The sequence below is a fragment of the Paenibacillus pedocola genome (assembly GCF_031599675.1).
Classification (GTDB): domain Bacteria; phylum Bacillota; class Bacilli; order Paenibacillales; family Paenibacillaceae; genus Paenibacillus_AQ; species Paenibacillus_AQ pedocola.
In genome coordinates, this window is sequence record NZ_CP134223.1 from 4,824,527 (window position 1) to 4,849,447 (window position 24,921).

General features: G+C 55.1%; 17 protein-coding genes. All 17 read right to left on the reverse strand.

Going from position 1 to position 24,921, the window contains the following annotated elements; genetic code table 11:
* Positions 1-350: 350 nt before the first annotated feature.
* Complete coding sequence (locus QU597_RS21470) at positions 351-770, reverse strand: cytidine deaminase (RefSeq protein ID WP_310829749.1); 420 nt, start codon at positions 768-770, stop codon at positions 351-353.
* Positions 771-1,112: 342 nt separating this feature from the next.
* Positions 1,113-1,508: a diacylglycerol kinase family protein gene (locus tag QU597_RS21475; protein ID WP_310829750.1), complete on the reverse strand. Its 396-nt coding sequence runs from the start codon at positions 1,506-1,508 to the stop codon at positions 1,113-1,115.
* Complete coding sequence (gene ybeY / locus QU597_RS21480; protein WP_310829751.1) at positions 1,508-2,005, reverse strand: rRNA maturation RNase YbeY; 498 nt, start codon at positions 2,003-2,005, stop codon at positions 1,508-1,510. The genes QU597_RS21475 and ybeY overlap by 1 nt, the downstream gene beginning before the upstream one ends.
* Positions 2,002-4,257 carry an HD family phosphohydrolase gene (locus QU597_RS21485; protein WP_310829752.1) on the reverse strand — a complete coding sequence of 752 codons (2,256 nt, stop codon included), beginning with the start codon at positions 4,255-4,257 and terminating at the stop codon, positions 2,002-2,004. Before QU597_RS21485 ends, ybeY begins: the two co-directional genes overlap by 4 nt.
* Positions 4,258-4,274: 17 nt before the next feature.
* A complete protein-coding gene (locus QU597_RS21490; protein WP_236332726.1) occupies positions 4,275-5,246 on the reverse strand; it encodes a PhoH family protein in 972 nt (323 codons plus the stop codon).
* Positions 5,247-5,261: 15 nt separating this feature from the next.
* Positions 5,262-6,443 (reverse strand): sporulation protein YqfD, encoded by a 1,182-nt coding sequence (gene yqfD, locus QU597_RS21495; protein ID WP_310829753.1) that lies wholly within the window; start codon positions 6,441-6,443, stop codon positions 5,262-5,264.
* On the reverse strand, positions 6,440-6,733 hold the full coding sequence (gene yqfC / locus QU597_RS21500) for a sporulation protein YqfC (protein WP_206101523.1): 294 nt from the start codon (positions 6,731-6,733) through the stop codon (positions 6,440-6,442). The genes yqfD and yqfC overlap by 4 nt, the downstream gene beginning before the upstream one ends.
* A 218-nt stretch (positions 6,734-6,951) precedes the next feature.
* The gene (locus QU597_RS21505; RefSeq protein ID WP_310829754.1) at positions 6,952-7,572 is read right to left on the reverse strand and encodes a YqfB family membrane protein; all 621 of its coding nucleotides are present in this window, start codon (positions 7,570-7,572) and stop codon (positions 6,952-6,954) included.
* 16 nt (positions 7,573-7,588) lie between these two features.
* The gene (floA, locus tag QU597_RS21510; RefSeq protein WP_310829755.1) at positions 7,589-8,590 is read right to left on the reverse strand and encodes a flotillin-like protein FloA; all 1,002 of its coding nucleotides are present in this window, start codon (positions 8,588-8,590) and stop codon (positions 7,589-7,591) included.
* A 59-nt stretch (positions 8,591-8,649) separates the two neighbouring features.
* Entirely contained in the window at positions 8,650-10,032 is a 1,383-nt protein-coding gene (locus QU597_RS21515) for an NfeD family protein (protein ID WP_310829756.1), read from the reverse strand.
* Between the two features lie 192 nt (positions 10,033-10,224).
* Positions 10,225-10,668: a GatB/YqeY domain-containing protein gene (locus tag QU597_RS21520; protein ID WP_054941798.1), complete on the reverse strand. Its 444-nt coding sequence runs from the start codon at positions 10,666-10,668 to the stop codon at positions 10,225-10,227.
* Between the two features lie 15 nt (positions 10,669-10,683).
* Entirely contained in the window at positions 10,684-10,857 is a 174-nt protein-coding gene (gene rpsU / locus QU597_RS21525) for a 30S ribosomal protein S21 (protein ID WP_005547957.1), read from the reverse strand.
* A gap of 138 nt (positions 10,858-10,995) precedes the next feature.
* On the reverse strand, positions 10,996-11,355 hold the full coding sequence (locus QU597_RS21530) for a histidine triad nucleotide-binding protein (RefSeq protein WP_054941799.1): 360 nt from the start codon (positions 11,353-11,355) through the stop codon (positions 10,996-10,998).
* A gap of 811 nt (positions 11,356-12,166) precedes the next feature.
* A complete protein-coding gene (locus tag QU597_RS21535) occupies positions 12,167-15,595 on the reverse strand; it encodes an AAA family ATPase (RefSeq protein ID WP_310829757.1) in 3,429 nt (1,142 codons plus the stop codon).
* 1 nt (position 15,596) lies between these two features.
* Complete coding sequence (locus QU597_RS21540; protein ID WP_310829758.1) at positions 15,597-16,781, reverse strand: exonuclease SbcCD subunit D; 1,185 nt, start codon at positions 16,779-16,781, stop codon at positions 15,597-15,599.
* 420 nt (positions 16,782-17,201) lie between these two features.
* On the reverse strand, positions 17,202-21,374 hold the full coding sequence (locus tag QU597_RS21545) for a UvrD-helicase domain-containing protein (protein WP_310829759.1): 4,173 nt from the start codon (positions 21,372-21,374) through the stop codon (positions 17,202-17,204).
* Complete coding sequence (gene addB, locus QU597_RS21550; RefSeq protein WP_310829760.1) at positions 21,371-24,895, reverse strand: helicase-exonuclease AddAB subunit AddB; 3,525 nt, start codon at positions 24,893-24,895, stop codon at positions 21,371-21,373. Before addB ends, QU597_RS21545 begins: the two co-directional genes overlap by 4 nt.
* Positions 24,896-24,921: the final 26 nt, after the last annotated feature.

Genomic DNA, 24,921 nt, shown 5'->3' on the forward strand with positions numbered 1-24,921 from the left:
GGTTCTGTTAAAATGTAGCTCCAAACTCGCATCAACTATCTTCAGCATTCCCACTTCAAAGCTAACATACTTCCAAACCCCTACATGCAACAAATTGCTATCCGCGATTACTTTAATTGTATTTTGTTATTTCAGATTGAATCTACGACTTTCTCATTTAGCTGTATTTCGTGCAGTTATTTTTGGCAATTTGGGCGACTTCACTAGCAAAATTGCAAATATAACTGCAGAAACTGCAATTAAATTCAGATACTGGCGCAAATTAGGCTAACTTAACTGTACCTTGTGCAATTAAATCGAAAGTACACTCCATTGCGACTACTGAATTCCACCGACTATATAGAGTTGATTTACTCAGGAGCCTGTCCCTGCTCCAGATCAGCCGGGCCAAACGCGCCCGGAAGCAAGTCTCGCACCGTCGTTTCGACGATATCGCCCTTCAGGTTGCCCAGAATAACTTTCATATCGGGACCGCACAGCTCAACCATGACCTGGCGGCAGACGCCGCAGGGCGATACAGGTCCGTCCGTATCAGCAACGACGGCAATCGCTTGGAAGGTGCCGGGTTTGTGGCCGTCTGCAATGGCGCGGAACATTGCCGTACGTTCCCCGCAGTTCGTCGGGCCGTAGGCGGCATTCTCAATATTGCAGCCATGGTGGACATGGCCGTCCTGATCCAGCAGCGCCGCTCCGACACCGAAACGGGAATAAGGTATATATGCATTGGCTCTTGCCTTGATCGCTTCCTGAAGAAGTAGAGCAGATTCCATAGTGGCCCTCCTAAAAGTTTGTTCAGCATATTCTACTTGGATTACTTCGACAAACTGGCTTCGTAAGCATTCACATAGTTTGTTCAGCATATTCTACTTGGTTTACTTCGACAAACTGGCTTCGTAAGCCTTCGCTCAGTTTGTTTTGTTAGACTACTCATCATTTGTCATCAGCAGCAACTACGCTCTATAAGCCGTTCTGATATAGATCTGCCCCTATACACACCGTTGAAATTGAGCTTATCTCCAGGACATTTGCTTCGAAAGAGTATGGCCTAATTAAAGATGACGGAGGGCAAAAAAGCCGGTCCGCCTCTTAGGTCAGCTAAAGTTGTAAACTGATTATGACATAAGTCCGGTGATCCAGTCCATCACAGGATGATAAAAAACATAGATTCCGACGATAACGGCAAAGACCGCCGTAAGCAGCACAGCTCCTGCGGCGGTATCTTTGGCAGTCTTAGCCAGGGGATGAATATCCGGCGACACCAGATCAACCGTCGCTTCAATAGCCGTGTTCAACAGCTCTGTGCTCAGAACGAGCGTAATTGCCAGCAGCAGCAGCATCCAGCTTGAAGGAGGAAGCCGAAAAAAAGCGGCGGCGGCAAGCACAATAACAGCCAGGCCGCAATGCACCTTCATGTTCAGCTCGGATTTGAACGCTGAGGCTATGCCGTGCGCAGCAAATCGAAAAGAATGCCAGAATTTTTTGTGGCCGACCGCCGTATTTTTGACCATTAGCGGGTCAACCCCACCTGAGCCAGTACATGCTCCTGTTTGGACATCATTTCGGCCTCTGAGGCCGCATCCTGATGATCATAGCCCAGCAGATGCAAAAAACCGTGAACGAACAGGAATCCAAGCTCCCGTTCCAGAGAATGCCCATACTCCAGAGCCTGCTCCTGCGCCCGTGTAACAGAGATAATAATATCTCCCAGCGCATTTGGCACATCCCCAAGTTCTTCATTCTCCTCAAACGCATATATAATTTCCGGCTCATCTTCTCCGGTTTCGTTCATCGCAAAGGAAAGCACATCCGTCGGACGGTCAATTCCCCGGTACTCGCGGTTTAGTTCATGAATGCGCTCATTATCGACAAAAGTAAGGTCAACCTCACCTTTCTCAATCCCCTCGGCTTCCCCCGCTTTTTGCAGAATGCTCTCCAGCAATGCGATAAGACCGTCATTAATTTCGAATTCTTCCTGCTCATTGCTCCAATTGATGGCTAAACTCATGTAGTAGCCGCCCCTTCCTCTTTCTTCGGTTTCTTCACTTCCTCAGGATATTCGATCCGCGAGTGAAAAATCCCCATTACCGTTTCTTTGAGCGTCCGCGCGATAATGTCCAATTCCTTGATAGTCAGGTCACATTCGTCGAATTGGTGATCGTCCAGACGGCTCTTAATAATCTTCTCGATCATCGTCTCCACCTGCACAACGGTCGGCTTGCGGAGTGAACGGACAGCAGCCTCCACACTGTCGGCAATCCCGACCACGGCAGCTTCTTTCGACTGTGCCTTAGGTCCGGAATAGCGGAAATCCTCTTCGGTGAAATCAGGCTCAATGCCTTTTTCCTCCGCCAGTTTTAGTGCTTTATGGTAAAAATAATGCAGGAACGTCGTGCCGTGATGCTGTTCCGCAATATCGCGGATCGGTTTAGGCAGCTTATACTCTTTGAGCATTTCCACCCCGTCACGGGCATGAGCGACAATGATCGATTTGCTGAGCGCCGGTTCAATCGAATCATGCGGATTTTCCATATTGTTCTGGTTCTCGATAAAATAAAACGGCCGCTTCGTTTTGCCGATATCATGATAGTAGGAGCCGACGCGGCACAGCAGTCCATCCGCACCGATCGCCTCTGCCGCAGCTTCTGACAGGTTGCCGACCATTACGCTGTGATGATATGTTCCCGGTGTTTCGGTCAGCAGCTTACGGAGCAGCGGATGATTCGGGTTGGACAGCTCGACCAGCTTCAGCGCCGATAAAATGCCGAAGGTAGCCTCGAAGAACGGCATCAGCCCGATCACCAGCACCGCTGTCAGCAGACCGCTGGCAAAAGCAAAACCTACCTCATATAAGGTCTGTGTATCATTCCATTCCCCGCCTCCCAGCAGTTTCAGCATAAATACTGTTACACAGCCGAATAAGGAGACCATAATCCCGCCTTTCAGCAGGGTGGAGCGCTGTCCGGCACGGTGGGTTGCAAAAATGGCTACATACGACACTACCAGCGCAAAGAAGCCGAAGGTAAAGTCAAAAACCGTATTCTGCTGCACATTCAGAATAATGCTTGAGAGCACACTGAACAAAATGGAGCAGAAATACGCCAGTGTCATATCCAGCAGCATGGCAATCAGCATCGCCCCGATGGCAACCGGTGCCAGGAAGCCGACATAGGACCGGACATCGGTCTGCAGGAATGCAGCAAGCCGCATGGTGAAGATGGTTATGATAAAGACGAGCACCAGCATCAGCAGCTGGGAATTATTGTACTTAAAGCCGGCAGTGCCTCCGGAATAGCGGATAAACACCATTAAGCCTGCCGAGAGCATTATCGACAGCAGCAGCAGCCCGAATTGCGGCCAATAGTTAACTTCATTGCTGAGCAGTCCGTTTTCATCCAGCAGCGCGTACAGATCAGGTGTAATCGTATCCCCTTTGGCTACCAGCACATCACCTTGCTCGATAAACACATCCGGCGTGTTCTCACGTGCCTGCACCTTTGCTTCCTTGGTGGCTTCCTCGTCAAAGAACTTGTTAGGCATAATAACCAGCCGTACCAGCTCCTGCGTAACCTCACGGGCTGTACGCTGGCTGAGTGAGCTGACGCTGACCTGCTCCGCCACCTTGGCGCGCACCGTCTGGGCGTCTACGATCTGATCATTCATCAGCTTAATCACAATCTCCCGGGCAACCTGCTTCATTTCGATGATATCCTGGGAGGTCAGACGCGGGATTTTGATATAAGTCTCTTCCGGTATGGTGTAGGCCTGCTCAGCGATGACCGACTGTATTTCATCCAGGAGCGTATCGGAATAAGTGCCTGAATTACGGCTTGAATTGATAAAATTCAGGATAAAATCATTAGCCCGCTGGGGGATCACATCTTTGTAGATACCGACCTTATCGCTTTGTGAAATAAGATCATCCTGATTAAGGCTGTCAATCCGGTCCAGAAGCGAGGTGACCAGACTGTCGGCTCTAATCGGAATAATCTCATACTTGTTGGGTACACTCTCGGCAGCCGCCTCCTGGGCTTTCAGCTTAGCCTTATTATCAAGGATTTGCTTGGGTGCCGTAATTTCTTTGGCGCTGGTAGTATTCACTTTTATATCATAACGTTTGGGCAGCAGATCAGAAGAGAGACTGAAATAGAAGACAATCCCCAATAACAGGAAAAGAGCATAGCGCGTTGCCGCGCTATACTTCCATCCGGTATTGCTATATACAAATCCGCTTAATTTCGATGGTTGCTTTGAAGCCATGAGGACAGTCCCCTTTGTTAGTCGAGGTTTTCGGCAGAGCGGTCATAGGCTACGATAATTTTCTGCACCAGGGAGTGCCTTACTACATCCTGTTCTGCAAAATAAACAAAACCCAATTCCTCAATACCGGACAAAATCGCCTTAGCTTCTATTAATCCCGATTTTTTGCCGCGCGGCAGGTCAATCTGGGTCACGTCACCCGTGATGACCATCTTTGAACCAAACCCTAGCCGGGTCAGAAACATTTTCATTTGCTCAGGGGTCGTATTCTGGGCTTCATCCAGGATGATAAAAGAATCATCCAGCGTACGTCCCCGCATATAGGCAAGCGGTGCAATTTCAATCAATCCCCGCTCAAGTGCCTTGGCCACCTGATCAGGTCCCATAACGTCATACAAGGCGTCGTAAAGCGGACGAAGATATGGGTCTACCTTTTCCTGCAAATCGCCAGGAAGAAAGCCCAGACTCTCCCCTGCCTCAACAGCTGGGCGGGTAAGCACAATACGCTTCACAGAACCCTCTTTGAGCGCTGTAACGGCAAGCACAACGGCAAGATAGGTCTTGCCTGTTCCTGCCGGGCCGATACCAAAGACGATATCGCGTTTCTTAATGGTAGTAACATAGTGCTTCTGGCCAATGGTTTTGACACGGATCGGCTTGCCGCGGAAAGTGGTTGTGATTTCACCCTTGAACAGGTCAAGCAGCTGATCGGCGCGAAAATCCTTAGCCAGCTCTACCGCATATTGAATGTCCCGTTCACTAAGTATGTAACCGCTGCGAACCAGAGACAGCAGAACATTGAACAATTGCCCCAGCATGTCCACTTCGCGCTCCGCCCCGCGTATCGTAACCTCCGCCTCACGCGAGTCAATCACTGCCGGAATTTCACTTTCGATTATTTTAAGGAATCCATCCTGCGGGCCGAACAGGGATTGCGCTTCTCCCGCATTTTGCAAAGATATACGAATGCTTGCAGTCTGTTCTGACAAGTAGCCTCATTCTCCTCAGTTGTTTACTATCGGAAGTTCTTCCGCAATTTTCTCTTCCACTTCAAACAGCACTTTCATATAAACTTTACCATTGTCTTTCTTCTCATGCAAAATTTTTTGACTTTTTATGGTGCTGTCAGCGCCGTAACGGGCCAAAATATCATTTTTTGCCCGTGCAATCCCGTCTGCCCTGGCCTCTTCCGCCGTTTTTACCGAAGAGGTGTATTGGATCTGCAGCTCCTTCTCTGTCATCACCCCGAGCGGCAGCCGCAGGGACCGCCAGGTGAGCATATTATTCTCTGTAAGCGTGCGTGATTTATCAAAACCGGATTTCCCGTAGCCCCACAACTGGACCGCCCATTTACCCAGCACCAGGTAAGTGCGGTCTTTCCGTTCCCCGGTGTAGGAGCTGCTTGTCGTTTTCAGGGGAACCTCGATATTGTATTCATGCCAGACAAGGCCCTTTACCTCTCCTTTAGCCACTACATACTCTGTATTCTCCTCATCGCCCAAAGCTCCGGAGATCAATATCTGCCCTTTTTTGACCCGGGAATGGATGCCCACCACCGGTCTGCCCTGCTCGGCATAAATTCCGGTAACCACAGCATCAGTTCTGCTGACCAAATGGCGCTGGCTTAACAGAGGCTTATTCTCCGGCCGGTCAGCCTCGACTACCTGAATCGTAATGCTCGTCCCCGTCCGCTCCACACCGACCCATGAAATACCCGGGACACGGGAAGCCAGCTTTTTGGAGAGCTTGTCCGGATCTTCCATACGCCAAATCCACTGGTACGGATATACGCCCTCCTGGCGGGCAGCAGCTAATATGTCATCGGAGGCAATCAGCTTATTTCCTTCAACCCGGATGGTCCAGACCATCGAACAAAACAGCAGAAGTGTAACCCCAAACAGGAGTATACCTGCGGCAAAAAGCTTGCGTCTCCACAGCCGTGCCGCCCTGAAGGGAAGTCCGTTCCTGGCGGTGACATGCATGCGGCAGCCTGTCTTTTTCAGGAGCGGCCGGAGAGCAAAAAAGTCATCCAGCAAGAGATTCAGGGAAGCGCCGTCTCCGGCAGGCTTCACCTCCCAGATGACGATGCCGGCTTCGGCTACGGCATTGATAAACTTTTCCACCTGCGGTCCCGTCACATGCAGTGTAACGAACCCCCGCAATGTTGACAGAGGCGGCTCTTTCATGGTTTCTCCTCGCTTCCCTTATATCTGATTTCACCGATAATGCCTTCAACAGCCAGCTCCTGGCCGAGTATGTTCCGGATCATAAGCCCTTCCCCGGAAATTTCCAGTGAACCATTCACTAACGCGATCGTAAGCTGTCCAGAGGAAAAGTTCAGCACGCCGCGGTGATTCTCAATATATAGCTCCTTATTGCCGATCAGGGTGATCCGGGGCAACTCCTGCAGCACATCCTGCGGAAGATCCAGTACCCCGTTTGTCCATCCCCGCAGCCTGCGGCCGATACGGGTCATATGTAGACTTCTCCCCCTTCCTGCCTTCTGTACACCATATGCGGAGATACCGTTTTTTATGAGCAGAAGTCACATGGGAAGCGAGATTCGTGGGGCCTTCGGAGCCCGGGAAATACAAAAAAAGCCTTCGGGACCTTTAAAGGCCCTGAAGGCTTACCTGTGCATGATAGAACAGCTGCCGCCCTAACCTGCAGCATAGCTGACGCTCGGCAAAATTGCTACCTGCGGGTAGAATGCGGCCGCCGGGAACGCGGGGGGCTGAGAATTTCCGACCAGACCAGCCCGTTCTGCAGGGCTTGACGGTTGGTCGCCAGACTGCTCCGGAGAGGGGCTTGCGCCGTGCCGCCCTGCTCACGGGCCGCCACAGCGCCTCCTAAGCCCTCTTCCTTCACCTGACCAGCCATCCCGTCAAATGAGGCCTGCAGCCGCTCCAGCTCGCGCTGCATACGCTCTGTACGCGCCTGTACGCTGTCTTCTCTGTCCCCGGACTGCTCCAGAGACATTCCTTCTCCTGTCTCATAATCGGGTGTAGGAATCTGCGGAGATTCTCTCCATGCCGGAGAGAGCTCATGCTCATGCTCCTCAGAGGACGCCGTTGACCGTCCAGGATACGAGGAGGAACCTCCAGGCGCCGGGAACCCGCTGCCTGAGCCTGCCGGGCGCGCTGTCTCCCGGTCAGGCTCAGGGCGCCGTGCCCGGCGCAGCGGATTATCCCCGCCTCCGCCAAACGTTGGCATGCCGCCCCGTGCATTAGGCTTTTTCTTGTTCTTAGCCGCTTTATTCACATTGGAAATGATCGCGATAAGAATAATCGCGGCGATATAAATCAAACTGCCCATGGGAACTCACATCCCCTTATTTATTGGTCGGACGGTTCGAATCGTCCCCATCATTTAATTTACCGAGCGAGCCGCGCATCTGGGTGTCGGCCTCGATATTCTTGAGATTCATATAGTCCATAACGCCAAGCTGTCCGGCCCGCAGCGCTTCCGCCATAGCCAGCGGTACCTGGGATTCGGCTTCTACGACCAGCGCCTTCATCTCAACGACCCGCGCCTTCATTTCCTGTTCATGGGCCACGGCCATTGCTCTGCGTTCTTCGGCTTTGGCCTGCGCGATGCGTTTGTCTGCTTCTGCCTGCTCGGTCTGCAGATAAGCGCCGATATTCTTGCCGACATCGACATCCGCAATATCAATCGAGAGAATCTCAAAGGCGGTACCGGAGTCCAGGCCCTTGGACAGAACGGTCCGCGAAATCGAATCCGGATTCTCCAGAACGTCCTTATGGGAATTACTTGAACCTACGGTAGTAACAATCCCTTCACCGACACGCGCAATAATCGTTTCCTCACCCGCACCGCCGACCAGCCGGTCGATATTGGCCCGGACGGTTACGCGTGCTTTAACCTTCACTTCGATCCCGTTCTTGGCAACCGCAGCGACAATCGGTGTCTCAATAACACGCGGATTAACACTCATCTGTACGGCCAGCAGGACGTCACGTCCCGCCAGATCAATCGCAGCAGCGCGCGTGAACTCAAGCGGAATATCGGCCCGCTGGGCAGCGATAAGCGCATTGACAACCCGGTCAACGTTACCGCCGGCCAGGTAATGGCTCTCCAGCTGATTGATATTAAGGCCTAGTCCGGCCTTCGTTGCCTTAATCAGAGGATTGACAATCCGGCTCGGAGTTACCCGGCGCAGCCTCATTGCCACCAGCGTAATAATACTGATTCTTACACCGGATGCCCAAGCAGAAACCCACAGCATAACCGGGAAGAAGCTGAAGAACACACTTAAAACAATGATCACGACAACCGCGATCAGCAAAATAGGAATCAAAGATGCTTCACCCATACTCTTTCTCAACCTCCGCTACTTTTTTTAAATCCACTTCTGCCTTTCAAAAGCTCGGCTTATTCCGCCGATTCCTTTACCACCACGCGCCCGCCCTCTACCTTGACGACCGAAATGGGCCTGCCCGAATTGATAAAGCTGCCTTCAGTAACCACATCTACACGTTCTCCGCCGACCATGGCAGTTCCTGCCGGACGAAGCGGAGTGATACTCACGCCTGCTGCTCCAAGAAGGTTCAGCTTTTCGGGTACTGGCACAAATCCCTCTTCCTTGGTCAGACTATCCCGCAAAATAAACCGGTTCCAGATTCCCCGCTCTTTAAAGATAACTGCGACAATCACAATTACCACCGCTGCTGCCGCAAAGGCAATCCCAAGGTTGAGCAGGGCATGCGTATAGCTGAAGGCTGCCCGCACTACGCCTGCGACAAGGCAGACTGAACCCAGCAGACCCAGTATCCCAAAGCTAGGGACAAACAGCTCCAGAACGAGCATCACAAGCCCCAGAATGAACAGCAGCCAGGTCTCGGCCCCGGCGAAGCCGGCAACATAGTTGCCAAAGAAATAAAGGGCAAAGGCGAGCGTTCCGATGATACCCGGAACACCGAAGCCGGGTACCAGCATTTCAATGACAACTCCGGCAATCCCGATAAAGAGCAGAATCGTCATCACAACCGGATTTGTGAGAAACTGCGACATTTTCTCAGCTCCGGTATGCTTTACATAAAAAATATCTTCCGTAGAATACCCAAGCCAGCTCACAGCATCCTCCGGTGTACCTGCCAAATGTTCAGCATATCCGGCTTTCAGCGCTTCATCACTGGTCAAAGCAATGATCTGCCCTGCGGTTTTGTTCACACCAAGCTCAGGTTTGTTCACCACCAGATTAACATCCATCATCCCTGCGGCGATGTCGGGATCACGCCCGTTCAACATGGCTGCCCCTACCATTTTGGATTTCCAGTAGGAGACCATTTTGGCATCATCCACGTGGTTTCCGTTCATATCTACCAGCGATGCCGCTCCGATCATGCTCCCGGGCTTCATGATGATGGTATCCGCATTCAGCGCTATGTAACTGCCCGCAGATGCGGCGTCGCCCTTAATGTAAGCAGCAGTCGGAATATCGCTGTCTCTGACCAGCGTACCTATCTGCTCGGCAGTGTCAACGAGTCCCCCCGGTGTATCAATCTCCAGCACAATCAAAACAGCTCCGTAGCTTGCCGCCTCGGCAAAACCTCGTTCCAGAAAGCTCTGCAGCCCGCGTTCAATCTCCTGGTCTACCGGAATGATAAACACAGGTCCGCTCTTAATCTGGGCACCTGAATCCGCTGCACCTGACGAAGCAGCCGCTCCGCTTGCCCCGGCCAGAACCGGCATACCCAGCATCAGCAGCAGAATTGCGGCGGTAAAGGATAGCAGCATTTTTCGAAATCTGCTCATGTTTTAACCTCCCTTCTCCATGATAACCCAGTTCATACTCCCTAGTACGCCATTCCCGGAAATCCGTTTCAAACAAACCCAAGTTTCATTAGTCTCCCGGCAAAATGCAAATAAAGGACAAGCTAAGCTGCTGCTTATACCTGTCCTTTAATTACGAAAAACACCCCTTATAAAAGGGGTGCTAGCGTTATATTATTGCAGAAATTGCAGAACCGCCTGGTTCACAAGTTTACCATCGGCGCGACCTTTGACTTTAGGCATCAGCGCGCTCATGACCTTACCCATATCACTTTTCGAAGAAGCACCGGTTTCCTGGATGGTCTGCTGTACAATTACTTTAATTTCTTCTTCGGAAAGCTGCGTAGGAAGATACTTAATGATAATCTCGATTTCTGCCTTCGTACTCGCGGCAAGCTCGTCGCGACCCGCTGATTCAAATTCTTGGAGGGCATCTTTGCGCTGTTTGATTTCACGACTAAGGATATCAAGCACTTCGTTGTCGTCTAATGTTCTCTTCAAATCTATTTCAAGATACTTTATCGTAGAACGAACCATTCGAATGGTGGAGAGTGTGAACTTGTCCTTACTCTTCATCGCTTGCTTCATATCTTCGTTCAATCGTTCGCTAAGATTCATGACTCGGTAATCCTCCTAAAACTTTCTCTTACGAGCAGCCTCAGACTTCTTCTTGCGCTTTACGCTTGGCTTCTCATAATGCTTGCGTTTCTTCACCTCAGCCAAGACACCATCTTTAGCGATGGAACGTTTAAAGCGACGAAGTGCAGCATCAATTGTCTCGTTTTTACGAACTTTCGTTTCAGACACCAGTTTTCCCTCCCTCCGACCAGACCGTCCAAGAGCATAACACGGTTCATCAAATTTCATTATAGGTCAAACCGAAATAAGGTGTCAACCTTCGTGTTATTCTTTTTTCTGGCTGGTTATCTTATTTTGAAAAATATGCTAAGCGTGTGAAGCTGAAGTGCCGACAAGAGCGCCCAGTTTGGCACCGCCCAGCAGGTGATAATGAAGGTGAGGCACGGCTTGTCCGCTATCCGGTCCGCAGTTGTTGATCAGCCGGTAGCCGGTTTCCGCAATGCCAAGCTCTATGGCAATTTGCTGTGCCACAGCATGAATCTCGCCGATCAGCGGCAAATCCTCCGCCGTGACATCATTCATCGAGGCGATGAATTTCTTCGGGATAATGAGCACATGCACTGGCGCAGCAGGCTCAATGTCATAGAACGCCAGAATCCGCTCGTTCTCGAAAACCTTTTTGGAAGGGATTGTGCCCTCAATAATTTTGCTAAAGACGGTTTCCATACAATGCTTCCTCCTAAAAGTTTTGTGGAGCATGCCTGCCTGAATTTTCTTCGCAACAAAACTCGCTTTGTAAGCAGACGCTTTGTTTTGTGGAGCGCCTGCTTCGGTCTTACAGCCCGGCTGTCTTCGCCACAATAAATTTATGTCTCTAATCATACAGGATTATAAAGGAATACGAAAGCGGAAGAAGCAGAATACAGCTCATCTGGAAGATAGATATTTAAAATATGGTACGGTCGGGGAGTTGGAGGGCTGCGAAACATCTCATACAAAATCTCAGAGCAAAGAAAAGAGCATGAGACAATGTTTAACATAATGGCCGTAGTTTAAACAGCGAAGATTACGCTAAAAACAGTAATTACAAGTACGGGCTTGGCCAAGTTGCTGGAACAGGCCTGTTATTACTAGCGAAAACTGTATCAGTAACAGAAAACAAGAATTTCAGTGCGATCTAGCCATCCTTTTTTTTAAAAACCGGCTTTTCAAAGTAATCTGTGTAAATAACTAAGGAATTACTTCCTCAGAGGCAACAGAGCTCTATTGAAGTGCACCCTTTATTCTGCAAATAGATTCGAAAATCCATAAAAAGGCGGCTGTAAGCGGTTTGTCCCCTGCCTGAAGCACCAAAAAAGCCAAAAAAAAAGAAACACCCTTAGCAGCTTAAAAAGCTGATTCGGCGGCGGACGTATGAAAAGGAGATCTTCCCGGTCATACGTCCGCCGAGGTGTTTCTAAAATGATGTCGGCTTAGCTGTATTATAACAGGGGTTTGAAGGTGTCTCTGTGATCGACATCACATCAAACCCCAAGTCTCACATTTTTTCCAAAAGAATGTGCGAACCCCCGCCTCCCTGCTCGGCAGGAACAACAATCAGCTTGCGCGGCAGCCGTGCCCGAAGCTCGGGAACATGGCTGATGATGCCGACGGCCAGCTGATCATTATGCAATCTCTCCAGAGAAGTAATGACGGTATCCAGCAGGTCCGGATCAAGTGTGCCGAAGCCTTCATCCAGGAAGAAGAATTGCAGCGGATACTGCCCCCGCAGCTGGATCTGTGCCGATAAGGCAAGCGCCAGCGAGAGAGAGGTCAGGAACGTCTCGCCGCCTGACAACGTGGAGACCGGACGTCTCACGCCTCCGTTCCCGTCATCGCGGATGACAAAGCCGCCTCCCGAGTCGACCTCCAGCGCGTACCGCTGCTTGCTCAGGAAGCGCAGCCGCTGTGACGCGGCCTGGCATACCTGCATCAGCTGCTCCTCAGCGATATATTCAACGAAGGCATTTCCGCGCAGCACTGCCTGCAGCTTGGACAAGCTGTCCTGAAGCGCGGCATGCTCCACCCGCTGGCCCTCAAGTTCCATCCAGCGCACATGGCGGTGCTGCAAATCTTCCAGATCGCGCTCGGCGCGCGCCCGGTGCTGCAGCGACTCCTCATCGTCCTCTTTGCACCGCTGAAGGGCAGTCTGACTCTCCAGCCATTCCTCGCTGCTGAGCACAGCACCCTGCAGCTTGTCTTCAATGCTGCGCAGCTGCAGGTTCACCTCAGCCTCAGCCTCGCGATGACTCCGCACCTGTACAGCAGCGGCACTCCGTTCTTCCGGCGGCAAAGCTGCCGCTTCCACTTCGGAGGCCGAGCCAAACGGAGAAGACTGCAGGCTCTCCTCCCAGCGGGAAGCTGCCTCGGTGTAGTGCTCGTGAGCTGATTCTGCCGCCTGCCGGGCAATAGCAGCTTCCTTCAGCTCATGCTGTGCTTTCTCCGCAGCCTGGCGGTGACTCTGTCTGCTGTTCTCCAGTGCAGACTGCAGCTTATGCAGCTGCTGCTCACATTCTGCAAGCAGACCAGCCGCGGGACGGCCGCCTGTCCACTGGTGCAGGCGCTGCTCTTTCTCACGCTCCAGGGCTTCTTTGCCTTCAAGCTGTGCGTGTAAGTGCGTCAGCTCCTTGTCCAGACCTGCGATTTCTTCCTGAAGCCCCTGCACAGCGGAGCTCTTCTCCTCCAGGAATTTCACGCTGATCTCAAGCCGTCCTCTGATCTCTTCGGACTGCTCATCCTTGGCCAGCATCGCGCGGTAGGCATCCTCCGCTTCATGCAGTGCCAGCTCGGGGAATAGTGAGGCCCATTCCTGACGCAAGACGCCTAGCCGGGCATTCAGTTCCTCCGCCTTGGCTGCAAGCCCCTGTACCCATGCGGATTCAGCCTGCACAGCTGCGGCCTCCTTATGGCATAGCTGCTGCTGCTCCTGTATGACCCGCTGCCACTCGAGCGCACCGCTGCGCAGCCCGCCGGAACGGGCTTTGCCTGCAGTCAGCCTAGACTCCAGCTCATCCAGCAGATTCTCATCCGGAACCTCTCCTAGGGATTGCGCAGACCCGGCACCAGCAGCGCCGCTCTGATCCAGAGCCACGGCCGCCGGAGATTCCGCCGGACTGCCTTGCATGCCTTCGCCGTAGACCTGCTCCAGCCATGCCGCATCCTGCTCCAGCAGGCTGTGAAACCGGTGGCGCGTCTCCAGCGCCCGTCTTGCCAGCAGGCGGACCTGCTGGAGCCTGCCCTCCAGCTCTTCCCGTTCGCCGCCGTCCTGTGAGGACGCAGGCGAAGGATGATCGGGGCTGCCGCAGACCGGGCAAGGCAGCCCTTCCTGGAGCTCACCGGCAAGCGCAAGCGAGAGCCGGTGAAGCTCCAGGTTCTTCAGCGCGGCTTCCAGCGCGCCGCCGTGCTGCTCCAGGCGCACGGCGGCCTCTCCTGCGGCGGCTTCCGCAGCCCGCAGGTCCTCCAGGTGCAGCGCGGCTGCGGCGACCAGCCCGCCGCGCTGCGCAGCCAGCTCCTGCCGCCGGGCCTCGGCGGCGGCAGCACGCGTTTCGGCCGCCGCGAGCACCGCCGCGCGGCCCTGGCGCTCACGCTCCGCCGAGTCCCACTGGGTCTCGGCGGAGCGCAGCCCCTGCAGTCTCTGCATCGCTTCCTGCAGAGACTGCCGCTCCTGGGAGCGGACGGCAAGCGGCTGCAGGCTCTGCTGCAGCTCCTGCTGCTTCTTTTGGCCGCGGGCCAAAAGCTCCCGCTCCCGGGCCATGCGCTCCTGCGAGGCGGCCAGCCCGCTGGAGGCCGTATCCCGGCGCGCCAGCACCTCGGCGCGCTCCTGCCGCAGCCCGCCGAGCTCGGCTTCGAGCTCGAGCGCACGGCGGTAGGTATCGGCCCCCTGCCGGAGGGCCGGCTCCTCCGCCAGCAGCGCAGCCTGCGCCGCAGCTTCAGCCGCGGCAAGCCCCGCCGCTTCCCGCTCAGCGGAAGCGGCTAGTATTTCCTGGCCCTCCGCCCGGGCCAGCCGGCTCTTCCAGGCGGCCTCCGCGCTGCGCCACGCATTCAGCGCGGGCAGCCGCTGCTCGGCTTCATCAGCCTTGCCGAGCTTCTGCTCCAGGAGGAGGATACTCTCCTCCTGGGCCAGCAGTGCCTGCCGTTTCGCCTCGCGGCGGGAACGCTCCTCCTGTAGCTCGCGGATCTTCGCGAAGCGCTCGGAGCGCTGCTGGGCAGCCTCCAGCAGCTTACGGCATTCCGCCGCGCGCCGGACCGCTTCCTGCAGCCGTGCTGCCGCTGCCTCGACATCCGCCTTACCGGCGCTGCCCAGCCCCTGCTGCTCCGCCTCCAGCGCTCGCAGCGCCGCCTCATTGTCCTTGACCCTGCGGCTGAGCTTAAGAGCCAGCTGATCCCCGTATTGCTCCAGATGAAAGAGCCGCTGGAGCATCTGTCTGCGGTCCACACCCCGCAGCGACAGGAATTCAGCAAATTTACCCTGCGGCAGCACTACCGCCCGGGTAAAGTCATCCATTTTGAGTCCGATATGTTCCTCTACACAACGGGTAACGTCAGCCAGCTTATCAGCCATGACATGGTCCCCGTCCTCAGTGACTTGGATGAAACGGCTAATGGTATTGCTGACTGACTGTTCTCCGGTCCGTTTGAATTTCCGCTCCACCCTGTAGCGGCTGGGACCTGCCGAGGAGGTAAGTTCAAAGGTGAACGCTACGCTGAGCTGGTCTTCGGAATGATTCATAATGCCCTGCGTGCCGTTGACGGCGCGCTCCACCTTGCCGTACATCGCCAGCGTAATGGCATCCAGCAGGCTGGACTTGCCGCTGCCCGTCGGGCCGAAGATTCCGAACAGCCCTGTTTCGGTCAGGCTGGCAAAATCAATCTCCTGCTGTTCCCTGTAACTCTGAAGCCCCGAGAGCTTCAATAGAATCGGCTTCAAGCTAGTTCACCTCCCCTTCCTCCGGCTGCCGCCGGTCCTCTTCTTCCGCCAGTTCCAGGAAGAGCCTGATCAGGCTGTCCTCCGGCTCCGCTCCCCCGGTCTGCCGCCGATAGAATTTGCGGAAAAGCTCCTGCACCGGCATGCGTGAGCGGGAGATCTCCTCCAGCTCAAGCTCCATCTGCGGATAAACCGGGCGGATATGTATAATCCCTTCCCGCGATTTGCGCAGCCGCTGAATATCATTCATGGACATCGCTTCCGTCAGGCGCAGCTCCAGATCTATAAAGGCTGAGGCATCCCGGCCTTCATCCAGCCAGCGGTAAACTTCCTCCAGCCCTCCCGAGGATCTCCAGTTCACCAGCGGACGGCCGCAGCGGAGATAGATTTCCTCGAAGACCGGCTCTCCGCCGGGAACGACGTCTACCAGCGTTACCGACTTCGCCTGGCCTGCTTCGGAGAAGCTGTAGGCCAGAGGCGAGCCGCTGTAGCGGATCATCCCGTCAGCTTTGACCCGCTGGGCACGGTGCAAATGTCCAAGCGCCGTATACTGTGCCCCGCAGGACAAAGCAGACGGATCTACGGTATACGCTCCGCCAACCTGAATCGGACGCTCTGAATCACTCTCCACTCCGCCAAGCACATAGATATGGCTCATCGCCAGATTTACGGTCTGCGGGGTGAACTCCCGGCCCAGCAGCTTCATCAGCTTGCCTACCCGGGCACTGTAAGCGAGCCGGAGCTCATCCTCACCGCTCTCCCCGGCAAGCAGCTCACCGAGCCGGGCTTCTGAAGGATAAGGGAGCGCAGCGATTTTGGCGGTTTCGCCTGTCCGGACTGCATGCACCGTTACCGGCATTGAAGTCGGCATACCCACCAGGGTAATGCCCTGTCTGAGTACAAGCGGGGAGACCGAGGCTACGCGTTCCGGCTGGTCATGATTGCCGGAGATGACGACCAGCGGCCTGCCGCCTGCCGTCAGTCTTGCAGCAGCATCATAGAACAGCTGCTCCGCCGCCGCCGGAGGATTCACCGAATCATAGACATCTCCCGCCATCAGAATAAGATCAGCCTGCGCAGAGTCGGCAATCTCCACCAGCTCATCGATGAACTGCTCCTGCTCCTTCTGCCGGCTCCGTCCTTCCAGCGTTCGGCCCAAGTGCCAGTCGCCTGTATGCAATATGCGCATTTCCGCCCTCTTTTCCCCGCCCATCATGCGGCATTCATAGATTCATAGATTTTGTACCTAAACGTGAAACTAGCAATGATGCTCTATAACAATAGAAATCATGGCTTAAAACAATAACTATCGGTTATGAGACTGCACTTTGTGCAATAGAATCCTTATCGACGTTAGACAAATCGCATTCTGTTGTACCCCGTACAATAGAATTTAGAATTATGGAACAAAGGCGCCTGATCCACAAGATTCTGCTGTACAACATACAATAGATTCAATTCCCGAACGAATTTAGGGAACTTCTGTTGCACAAAGTACAATAGAACACGCCCGAAGCCAGCAGAACCCCAAGTGGGATTCGGCTCATTGCAGGCAGCTGCCCATCCAGCTGGAGCAGTGATTCTATTTGCACGTTCAAATAAACTAGATTTATAGTTTCACGGCATGTCCGCCGTCGAAAAAGTACAGCCAAATCTCGCTGACCGGCTCGCCTAATATATCATACAGCGCTTTACTGTACAGCTCGAGCTGGAACCGGTATTTCTCTTTCAGCGCTTCCACTCCGCCTTGGTGCTCCAGCACGGCATCTGTCTTGTAATCCAGCAGAATCAGCCGCCCCTCCTCACGGAACAGACAGTCAATGACCCCCTGGATCAGTACAGCCTCGCCAAGGGCACCGCCGTTTGCGGCTGACAGCCCTTCCGCCTCATCGTAATAATCAAGTCCCTGATACGCTTCACCAGCCGGAACCATGTAGCTGAACGGCTGCTCTCTGCGCTTCCATTCGGCGTGAAGCAATCTGTGCCCCAGCTCGCTGGCATAAAAGGCCTCTACTTCGCCGAGGTCTACCGCCTCCGCCTGCTCTTCGCTGAGAATAGCCACCCGGGTTAGCTCGGCCAGTGAGGCTACCAGTATTGTACGGTCAACAGGCCCGTCCAAGGGGATATGCTGCATTACCGTATGATAGGCCGTTCCGCGTTCCGTACTGGACAAGCCCCGCTTCTCCATGAACTTGGGGCGCCGCAGATGGAGGCTCTCCGCCCGGGCCGCATTGCCCTGCCGTTTATGTCCTTTCACAGATCTGACAGGAACCCCTTCCTCCAACAAATCATAGGACGGCTGCTCCTGCAGCGACAGCATCGCCTTCAGCTCCGTTACTGAGGTTTTGGCAGGAATGGCGGAAGCCGCAGCCAGCGGATACTGCCATTCCAGTCTGACGGCAATCTCCGGAGCGGCTGCTGTTCCGTAGGCAGACACTGGTTTAGCCTTGCGCAGGGCTTCGAGCACCAGCCGCTTCTCCTCGTTCTTCGCCGTGTCATCTTCACCGGCCAGAAAAGCGCCTGAACTCAGTCCGGCAGCGTCCTGCACCGAGATGCTCCAGTTGGAGCTGTCGCCATGCAGCACAGTAGATCCGGTGCCTTCCACTCCGGCCAGCTTGCGTAACATGGCCGCGCCTGGATGCCGGATCAGCGCAGGTCCTACCCAATCCAGGTAGCTGCGTCCCCTGGCCAGCAGATGGTCAGGCAGCAGCAGCTCCTCGCGGTTCTGCGTACTGGTCCAAGCGGACACGGCACGCGGCACATCTCTTAACGTGCCTACGAGAATCATTTTATCCCGCGGCCGGGTTAAGCCCACATACAGCACCCGCATCTCCTCGGCCAGCAGTTCCAGCCGTGACCGGCGGTTGATGGCTAAGTAAGGGAGAGTCGGATAACTGACTCTAGTCTCCCGTTCCACAAAACGCGGTCCGAAACCAAGCTCCTTATGCATGAGGAACGGAGAATACAGGTCCTGGCGGTTGAAGGGCTTAGCCATTCCGGCCAAAAAGACTACCGGAAATTCCAGCCCCTTGGATTTGTGTATTGTCATAATCCTTACTCCGCCCGCTTCCTCACCGCTTCCTCCGGCAACCCCGAGGTCGCCCCCGTTCTCTCTAAGCCGGTTAATAAAGACGAGAAAACGGAACAATCCGCGTGCCGAGGTGTCGTTTTCGAATTGTACAGCCCGGTCATACAGTGCTTTGAGATTGTTCTGGCGCTGGAATCCGCCCGGCAGTCCGCCGACCCATTCCAGATATCCGCTCTCCCCGTATATCCGCCAGATTAATGTGCTGAGGCTGCCCTGCCGTGCCGCATTCCTCCAGCTGTCCAGCTGTTCGAGGAAATGCAGCAGCTTCTCCCGCAGCCGCTGCGGAATCTGTTCAGCCGCGGCTTCTGCAGAATCTTCTCCGGCAAAAGGCTCCATGGATACGGCAGTCTCTGCTTGAACCTTATCTCTTCCATATCTATATTCAGCCGCCGCAGGATCCTCATCCTGATCCAGTCCGGTAAAATAATCGACTCCCCCGCCGCTTCCCGCCCGCCGCTCCCCGGCAGCTGCCAGGAGAGCATCAAAGAAGGTGCCGTTGCTGCACAGGCGAACAGTAGCCAACTCCTCCTCACTTAAGCCGACTACAGGCGAGCGGAGCACTCCGGCAAGCGGAATATCCTGACTTGGGTTGTCGACGATCTGCAGCAGGGAAAGTGCAATTTCCACTTCTGTCGCCTGAAAATATCCTTTGTTCTGATCCCCAAAGGCCGGAATGCCTTCCAGGCGCAGCTCTTCAATCATCAGCGGTGTCCAGATCCGGGCTGAGCGCAGCAAAATTACGATGTCACCATACACCACCGGACGCATGATGCGCAGCGATTTATCGTAAATCAGCAGGGGGGCACTGCCGGTCATCCCGGTCATCTGGGATATACGCCGGGCAATCGCCCGCGCTTCCAGCTGCGCCGTCTCGCTCTCGGCCGCTTCATTCTCCTGCGCCGGGAGCTCCCCGTCTTCTCCGGCTTCCTCGGTACGTCCCCCTGAGGCTCCCCGGTCGATGAGCAGAAGTTCAGGAGCAAAGTAAGTATCCGGCCCCTTCTCTTCCGCTCCGGGAAAGTTCGCTCCGTATACCAGCTCTGCACGCTGGTCGTAGCTGATTTCGGCAACCGTCTTGTCCATAATCTGCCGGAAAATCATATTGACGGCATTCACAACTTCCATCCGGCTGCGGAAATTGCGAGCCAGGTCAATGACCATGCCGCCCGAACCGCTATTCTCACCAGTCCTATTCTCAGCATTCATATCGGTGCCGTCATCCTCCGGCTCACCGTACCCTGCTGCGTTCACGGAACTGAAGCTGTTATATTTGTCCAGAAACAGACCCGGCTCAGCGAGCCTGAACCGGTAAATGCTCTGTTTCATATCGCCGACCATAAAACGGTTGCCCGGTGATTCCCGGGAGATCAGCCGCACAATTTCCTCCTGCACGCTGTTCGTATCCTGATATTCATCCAGCAGCACTTCATCGAACTGGTCACGGTATTCCATTGCCGCATCTGAAGGCAGGGAACGGCCCGGCTGTGAGTCGGGATGGCGCAGGATTTGCAGGCAGTAATGCTCCAAATCACTGAAATCCACAAGCGCCCGGCCAGCCTTCTCTGCGCGGTAGCGTTCCCCGAAGGCGATGACTGTTTCCGCCAGCTCCTGCATCAGCGGGGCCGCCTCATGCAGCTCTGCCAGATAAGAAGCGGCAGGACGGCCGAACAGCGACTTTTGCAGCTCAAGCAGGCTCTTTTTCACATTGTCACGCAGGTCTTTAACCGCCTCCTGCAGTCCGGGATCGGTTGAATCCTTCTTGCAGGCCTTCAGTTTGCCGAACGATATTTCCACAAAGATATCATATAGCTCTCCCCAGGGCCGTGAGGCCACCGCCTCCTGCAGTCCGCGTACCATGGCAAGATCTTCTGCCAGGCTGTCCGCATACGGCGCAGGGCCGCCGGGCTGCAGAGCGATGTCACGTCCCTGTATCAGCTGGCTGGCCGCTCCATCCAGCGTCAGCTTAGCTTCGCCGAGAATGCTCTGCACCCATGCCGTGTGTCCCAGACTCTCCGTGTCCGGGAGCGAAAAGTCAGCTGCGGTATCCCGCAGCCACTGCGACGGCCAGGGATGGCTGCGGGCAAAGTCATGCAGCCGCTGCACAAGAGAATGCACCGCATCGTCGCTGCGTTCCCCGCTGAACCAGTCAACCAGCTTCACGAACACACTGTCCGTCCCGTCTTCCGAGATTTCCCCGTATTTCTCTTCCAGCAATTCTTCCAGCAGTTCCTGCCGCATCATCTCCGCCTCATGCTCATTCAGAATCCGGAATCCGGGATCTATCGGGATGAGCTGGTAATAGCGGCGGATGACCTCCAGGCAGAAGGAGTGCAGCGTGGTAATGGATGCCCTGCCGAGGAGGGCGAGCTGGCGGCGCAAATGATCTGTATCTTCACGTTCTTCCCCATCTGCACCTTCCGCCTCCTCCAGCTTCCGCTCCAGCGCTTCGCGGATCCGCTGGCGCATTTCCGAGGCTGCAGCTTTGGTGAAGGTGGCGACGAGCAGCCGGTCCACACTGAAGCCATTCTGGCTGTTACTGATTTTTCGGATAATCCGTTCTACCAGCACCGCAGTTTTGCCTGAGCCTGCTGCCGCCGCTACCAGAATATCGTCGCCGCTGCCGGCTATGGCCCGCCACTGGTCATCGCTCCAAAAACTGCCCTCCGGCTTCTCTTCGATTGTGCTTCTAATTGTCACGGCTTCTCTCCTCCTTTGCGGGACAGCAGGTCCCAAATAGCGTCTTTGCCGGGTTTGCCCAAGTTGTTGTACCCGTTACCCTCTACAGCCTCATCAAACTGGCATACCGGGCGGAACGAGCAGAAGGTGCAGGCCGTTTCCTGTTGAATCCTGTACGGCTGGATCGCCACATCACCTTCTGTAATGCGTGTCCCGATCTCAGTAATATTGGTTCGTACCGCAGACAGCAAATGCCCCCACTGTTCAGGTGTAGCGACAGATGCGCTGCTATAGAAGGTGCCGTCACTTTTCAGCGCTACCGGTACGATCGAGGAATGTCCTTTATCCAGTGTTGTATCCATCAGGGAGACAACCTCGCGGTCAGCGGTCAGCAGCCCTTTCATTTTGAACCGCTTGAGCAGCTCCTGCTCCGCCTGTTCCCGGTTCAGACCGTTCGGTGAAGAGAGCAGCGGATCATGCACATGGAAATACAGTGTTCCAGCCGGAAGCGCAGCTCTGCCCAGCCACTGCTCCGAGTAGGTGAGCAGCACGTCGAGATAAGTCAGCATCTGCAGCGAAAGCCCGTAATAGACTTCATGCAGCTTCAGGTCCTTCTGGCTGGACTTATAGTCGATGACCCGCAGCAGTACCCCCTGCTCGCTCTCGGCTTTGTCTACACGGTCTATCCGGCCAACAACCTCCATGACACAGCCGTTGGGCAGGGCTATTCTCAGCGGGGGAAGCTCTTTGCCCGGGCCAAAATCCAGCTCGAGCCCCGCCGGCTCAAAGCTGCCCCGGCGGGCATGCTCACCGAGAATAACCGAGGCGCGCCCGACAATGTTCTTCAGCTTGCGGGAAATGTATCCGTATCGCTTGGTGCTCATTAGAATTTCACCCTGAAGCAGCGGGGACAGCTTGTCCACCGTAGCCCCGGCTTCGCGCCGGCATTCCTCTGCTGTCATACTGCCCCAGCCTCTGCCTTGCTCCTGCAGGCGTTTGGCCATATCACTCAGCGCCGCATGGAACAGCTGACCGATATCCGGCGCCTGAAGCTTGTAAAGCTGCCGTTCCTTCAATCTCAGGCCGTAGGAAGCAAAATGCGAGAAGGAGCAAGCGACGAATTTCTCCATACGCGACACGCTGCCCCGCAGTGTTGAGCCTCCATATAACCTGAGGCTGGTATCCCGCCGCAGCGGAACCCCGCTGTTGCGGTAGAATAATGAACCGAGCAGCCGCTCCAGCGGCAATCTCCGCTGCTTATCCCCGCTGAGGTACCAGTTATAGACATCCCACCATATTCCGGGAATCTCTACGCCCTGGCGCCATTGCCGCAGCTGCATAATCAGCATGCGCAGCGTCTGATCCCGCTGTCCGATAAAGCTAAGTTGGAGAGTCTCACCCGCAGCAGCATCCTCCGGAGACACAGCCGGCGGGAAACCGGACAAAGAACGCTCAGCCAGTGCTCCCGGGAACATACCGTGCAATTGGCGGATAATCTCGGACGGCAGCAGCACCTTGCCTTCCTCATCCGCCGTTGCATAGCTGATCCACAGTCTGTTGCTGGCCGTCGTGAGTGCATTGTAAATAAGGAAACGTTCGTCGAGCAGCTTACGGGAAGCCCCGGGAGCCAGCTCCATACCGCTGTTCTCCAGCTGCAGCCGCTCACCCTCGGAGAGTATACCGTCCTCCTTGAATTGTGCGGGCACAACACCTTCATTAAAGCCAAGCAAAAAGGCATATTTCACGCCAGTAGTCCGGGTCCGGTCCATCGTTCCGACCAGCACCTGATCCAGCGCAGGCGGAACAAGCCCCATCCGGAGCTCGGCAAGTCCTGTCTCCAGCACTCCGGCGAACAAGTCAAACTCCAGGCGCTCTCCGCCCATCATTTCGGCAATCTGATCGAGCAAATCAAGCACCGCATCCCATAACTGGCTGTGCTCACGGGCCAGCACAGGCTCCCCGTGCTCCAAAGCCTCTGCGCTTCGTTTCTCCAGCTTGTGCGCTGCCTCCGATTCCTGAAGGAGCAGATACACTGCTGTACACAGCTCCAGACCGCTGCGGCTTTTCTTGACCCGCTTCTCAAACGCAGACAGTGGCCCTGTAATGGCCTCGCGGCAGGCCTCCATTCTCGCCAGCAGCACTTCATCCACAACCCTGGCGCCCTCCAGCGACAGGCTCGGAATCCCCCGCCATGATTTGCCGTCGGTCCAGCGGTAGCCCTGAATGCCGCAGGCAAGCACATAGTTCTCCAGCTGGTCCATATCCTCACGGGTCAGACTGCCGTCAAGCGGAAGCAGCAGCTCAGTCTTCACACAGCGGAACACATCCTCATAACGCCAGCGGCGGCGCACCACATCAAGTGCGGAGCGGATAAACTCCACCAGCGGGTGATGCAGCTCATTCGCCTTCTGGTCCAGAAAGAAAGGCACTCCGTAGTCTTCAAACAATGGGGCAACAAGTGACTCGTAATCGCCAATGTTCCGCATAAACACGGCCATCTCACCATATTTCGCTCCGTCCTCACGGGCCAGGCGGAGCATCTCCCGGAGTGCGCTCTCCACCTCTGTCCGGCGTGAGGAGGCAGCACTGATTGTGATCGCTTCCCTGGCCTGTGCAGCTTCTCCGCTCCAGCGTGCCCGCCGCCCGAAGCCCCGCTCCAGATGGGCAAGGGCTGGACTGTCCGCGAAACGCGGCAGAACCTGCGGAGCCAGCACCTCGTCCCACACCTCAAGACCTGCCTCTTCCGCCATCCCACGCAGCTTGATATAAGTCACAGCCGCCGGATGAAACAGCTCCAGTTCATGAGGCTGCAATCCGGACGCATAAATCCGGTCCAGGGTCAGTGCTACTGTTACCTTAGAGGCATGCAGCATTAACTCACGCAGCACTGCAAATTCCTGAGGGGTAAAGCCATGGAAGCCATCCACCCAAATCTCAGCACCGCGAACATACGAGGAATCCTGAATATGCTCGGCCAGCTCGGCCAGACGGTCCTCTTCATCGATATACAGCCGGGACATTTCCTGCTCCAAATCGCTGAATACCAGCTGCAGATCATCCAGCTTGCCTGTCAGAATAGGGCTTGCCAAGGGTGACTGCCGGATGCCGGACAACTGCTCTTCCAGATCCGCAGCCCCCAGACAGCAGCGCTTCATTTCTGTGTGCAGGCTGCTTAACCGCTCGACGAAACCGGGCCTGTCGCTGGACGCGCCAAACAGCTTCAGCTCATCCTTGCGGCGGCTGATGATTTTGTAGATCAGCATTTTTTTGCCTTCCTCGCTGATCGGCAGACTGGCGCTGCCACCCGTCTCCTGCTTTACCCGGTAAGCCAGCCGGGAGAAGCTGAGCGTCTGGGCGCGGATGCTGCCCTTCACTTTCCCGCTGCTCAGAAGCCCCCGTTCCGCCCCGAATGAGCCCTGCTCCGGCACAAGCACAATAATCGGCGCTCCCAGCGGCTCCGATTCCAGCCGGGAGGAGACCTCCTCCCATATTTTTGTTGTCTTGCCGCTGCCCGAGCGGCCGATCAAAAAGTTTACCGTCATTGCAGTAGACTCCTTCCGTGGCGGAG

What these genes read in the sequence shown, in the direction of transcription:
- yqfD (WP_310829753.1), bottom strand. Translation starts at nt 6,443, where the DNA reads ATGAAAGAGCCGCCTCTGTCAACATTGCGGGGGTTCGTTACACTGCAT.
- addB (WP_310829760.1), bottom strand. Translation starts at nt 24,895, where the DNA reads ATGACGGTAAACTTTTTGATCGGCCGCTCGGGCAGCGGCAAGACAACA.
- ybeY (WP_310829751.1), bottom strand. Translation starts at nt 2,005, where the DNA reads ATGAGTTTAGCCATCAATTGGAGCAATGAGCAGGAAGAATTCGAAATT.
- QU597_RS21470 (WP_310829749.1), bottom strand. Translation starts at nt 770, where the DNA reads ATGGAATCTGCTCTACTTCTTCAGGAAGCGATCAAGGCAAGAGCCAAT.
- QU597_RS21520 (WP_054941798.1), bottom strand. Translation starts at nt 10,668, where the DNA reads ATGAATCTTAGCGAACGATTGAACGAAGATATGAAGCAAGCGATGAAG.
- QU597_RS21485 (WP_310829752.1), bottom strand. Translation starts at nt 4,257, where the DNA reads ATGGCTTCAAAGCAACCATCGAAATTAAGCGGATTTGTATATAGCAAT.
- QU597_RS21505 (WP_310829754.1), bottom strand. Translation starts at nt 7,572, where the DNA reads ATGGGCAGTTTGATTTATATCGCCGCGATTATTCTTATCGCGATCATT.
- yqfC (WP_206101523.1), bottom strand. Translation starts at nt 6,733, where the DNA reads ATGACCCGTATCGGCCGCAGGCTGCGGGGATGGACAAACGGGGTACTG.
- QU597_RS21515 (WP_310829756.1), bottom strand. Translation starts at nt 10,032, where the DNA reads ATGAGCAGATTTCGAAAAATGCTGCTATCCTTTACCGCCGCAATTCTG.
- QU597_RS21540 (WP_310829758.1), bottom strand. Translation starts at nt 16,781, where the DNA reads ATGCGCATATTGCATACAGGCGACTGGCACTTGGGCCGAACGCTGGAA.
- QU597_RS21530 (WP_054941799.1), bottom strand. Translation starts at nt 11,355, where the DNA reads ATGGAAACCGTCTTTAGCAAAATTATTGAGGGCACAATCCCTTCCAAA.
- QU597_RS21475 (WP_310829750.1), bottom strand. Translation starts at nt 1,508, where the DNA reads ATGGTCAAAAATACGGCGGTCGGCCACAAAAAATTCTGGCATTCTTTT.
- floA (WP_310829755.1), bottom strand. Translation starts at nt 8,590, where the DNA reads ATGGGTGAAGCATCTTTGATTCCTATTTTGCTGATCGCGGTTGTCGTG.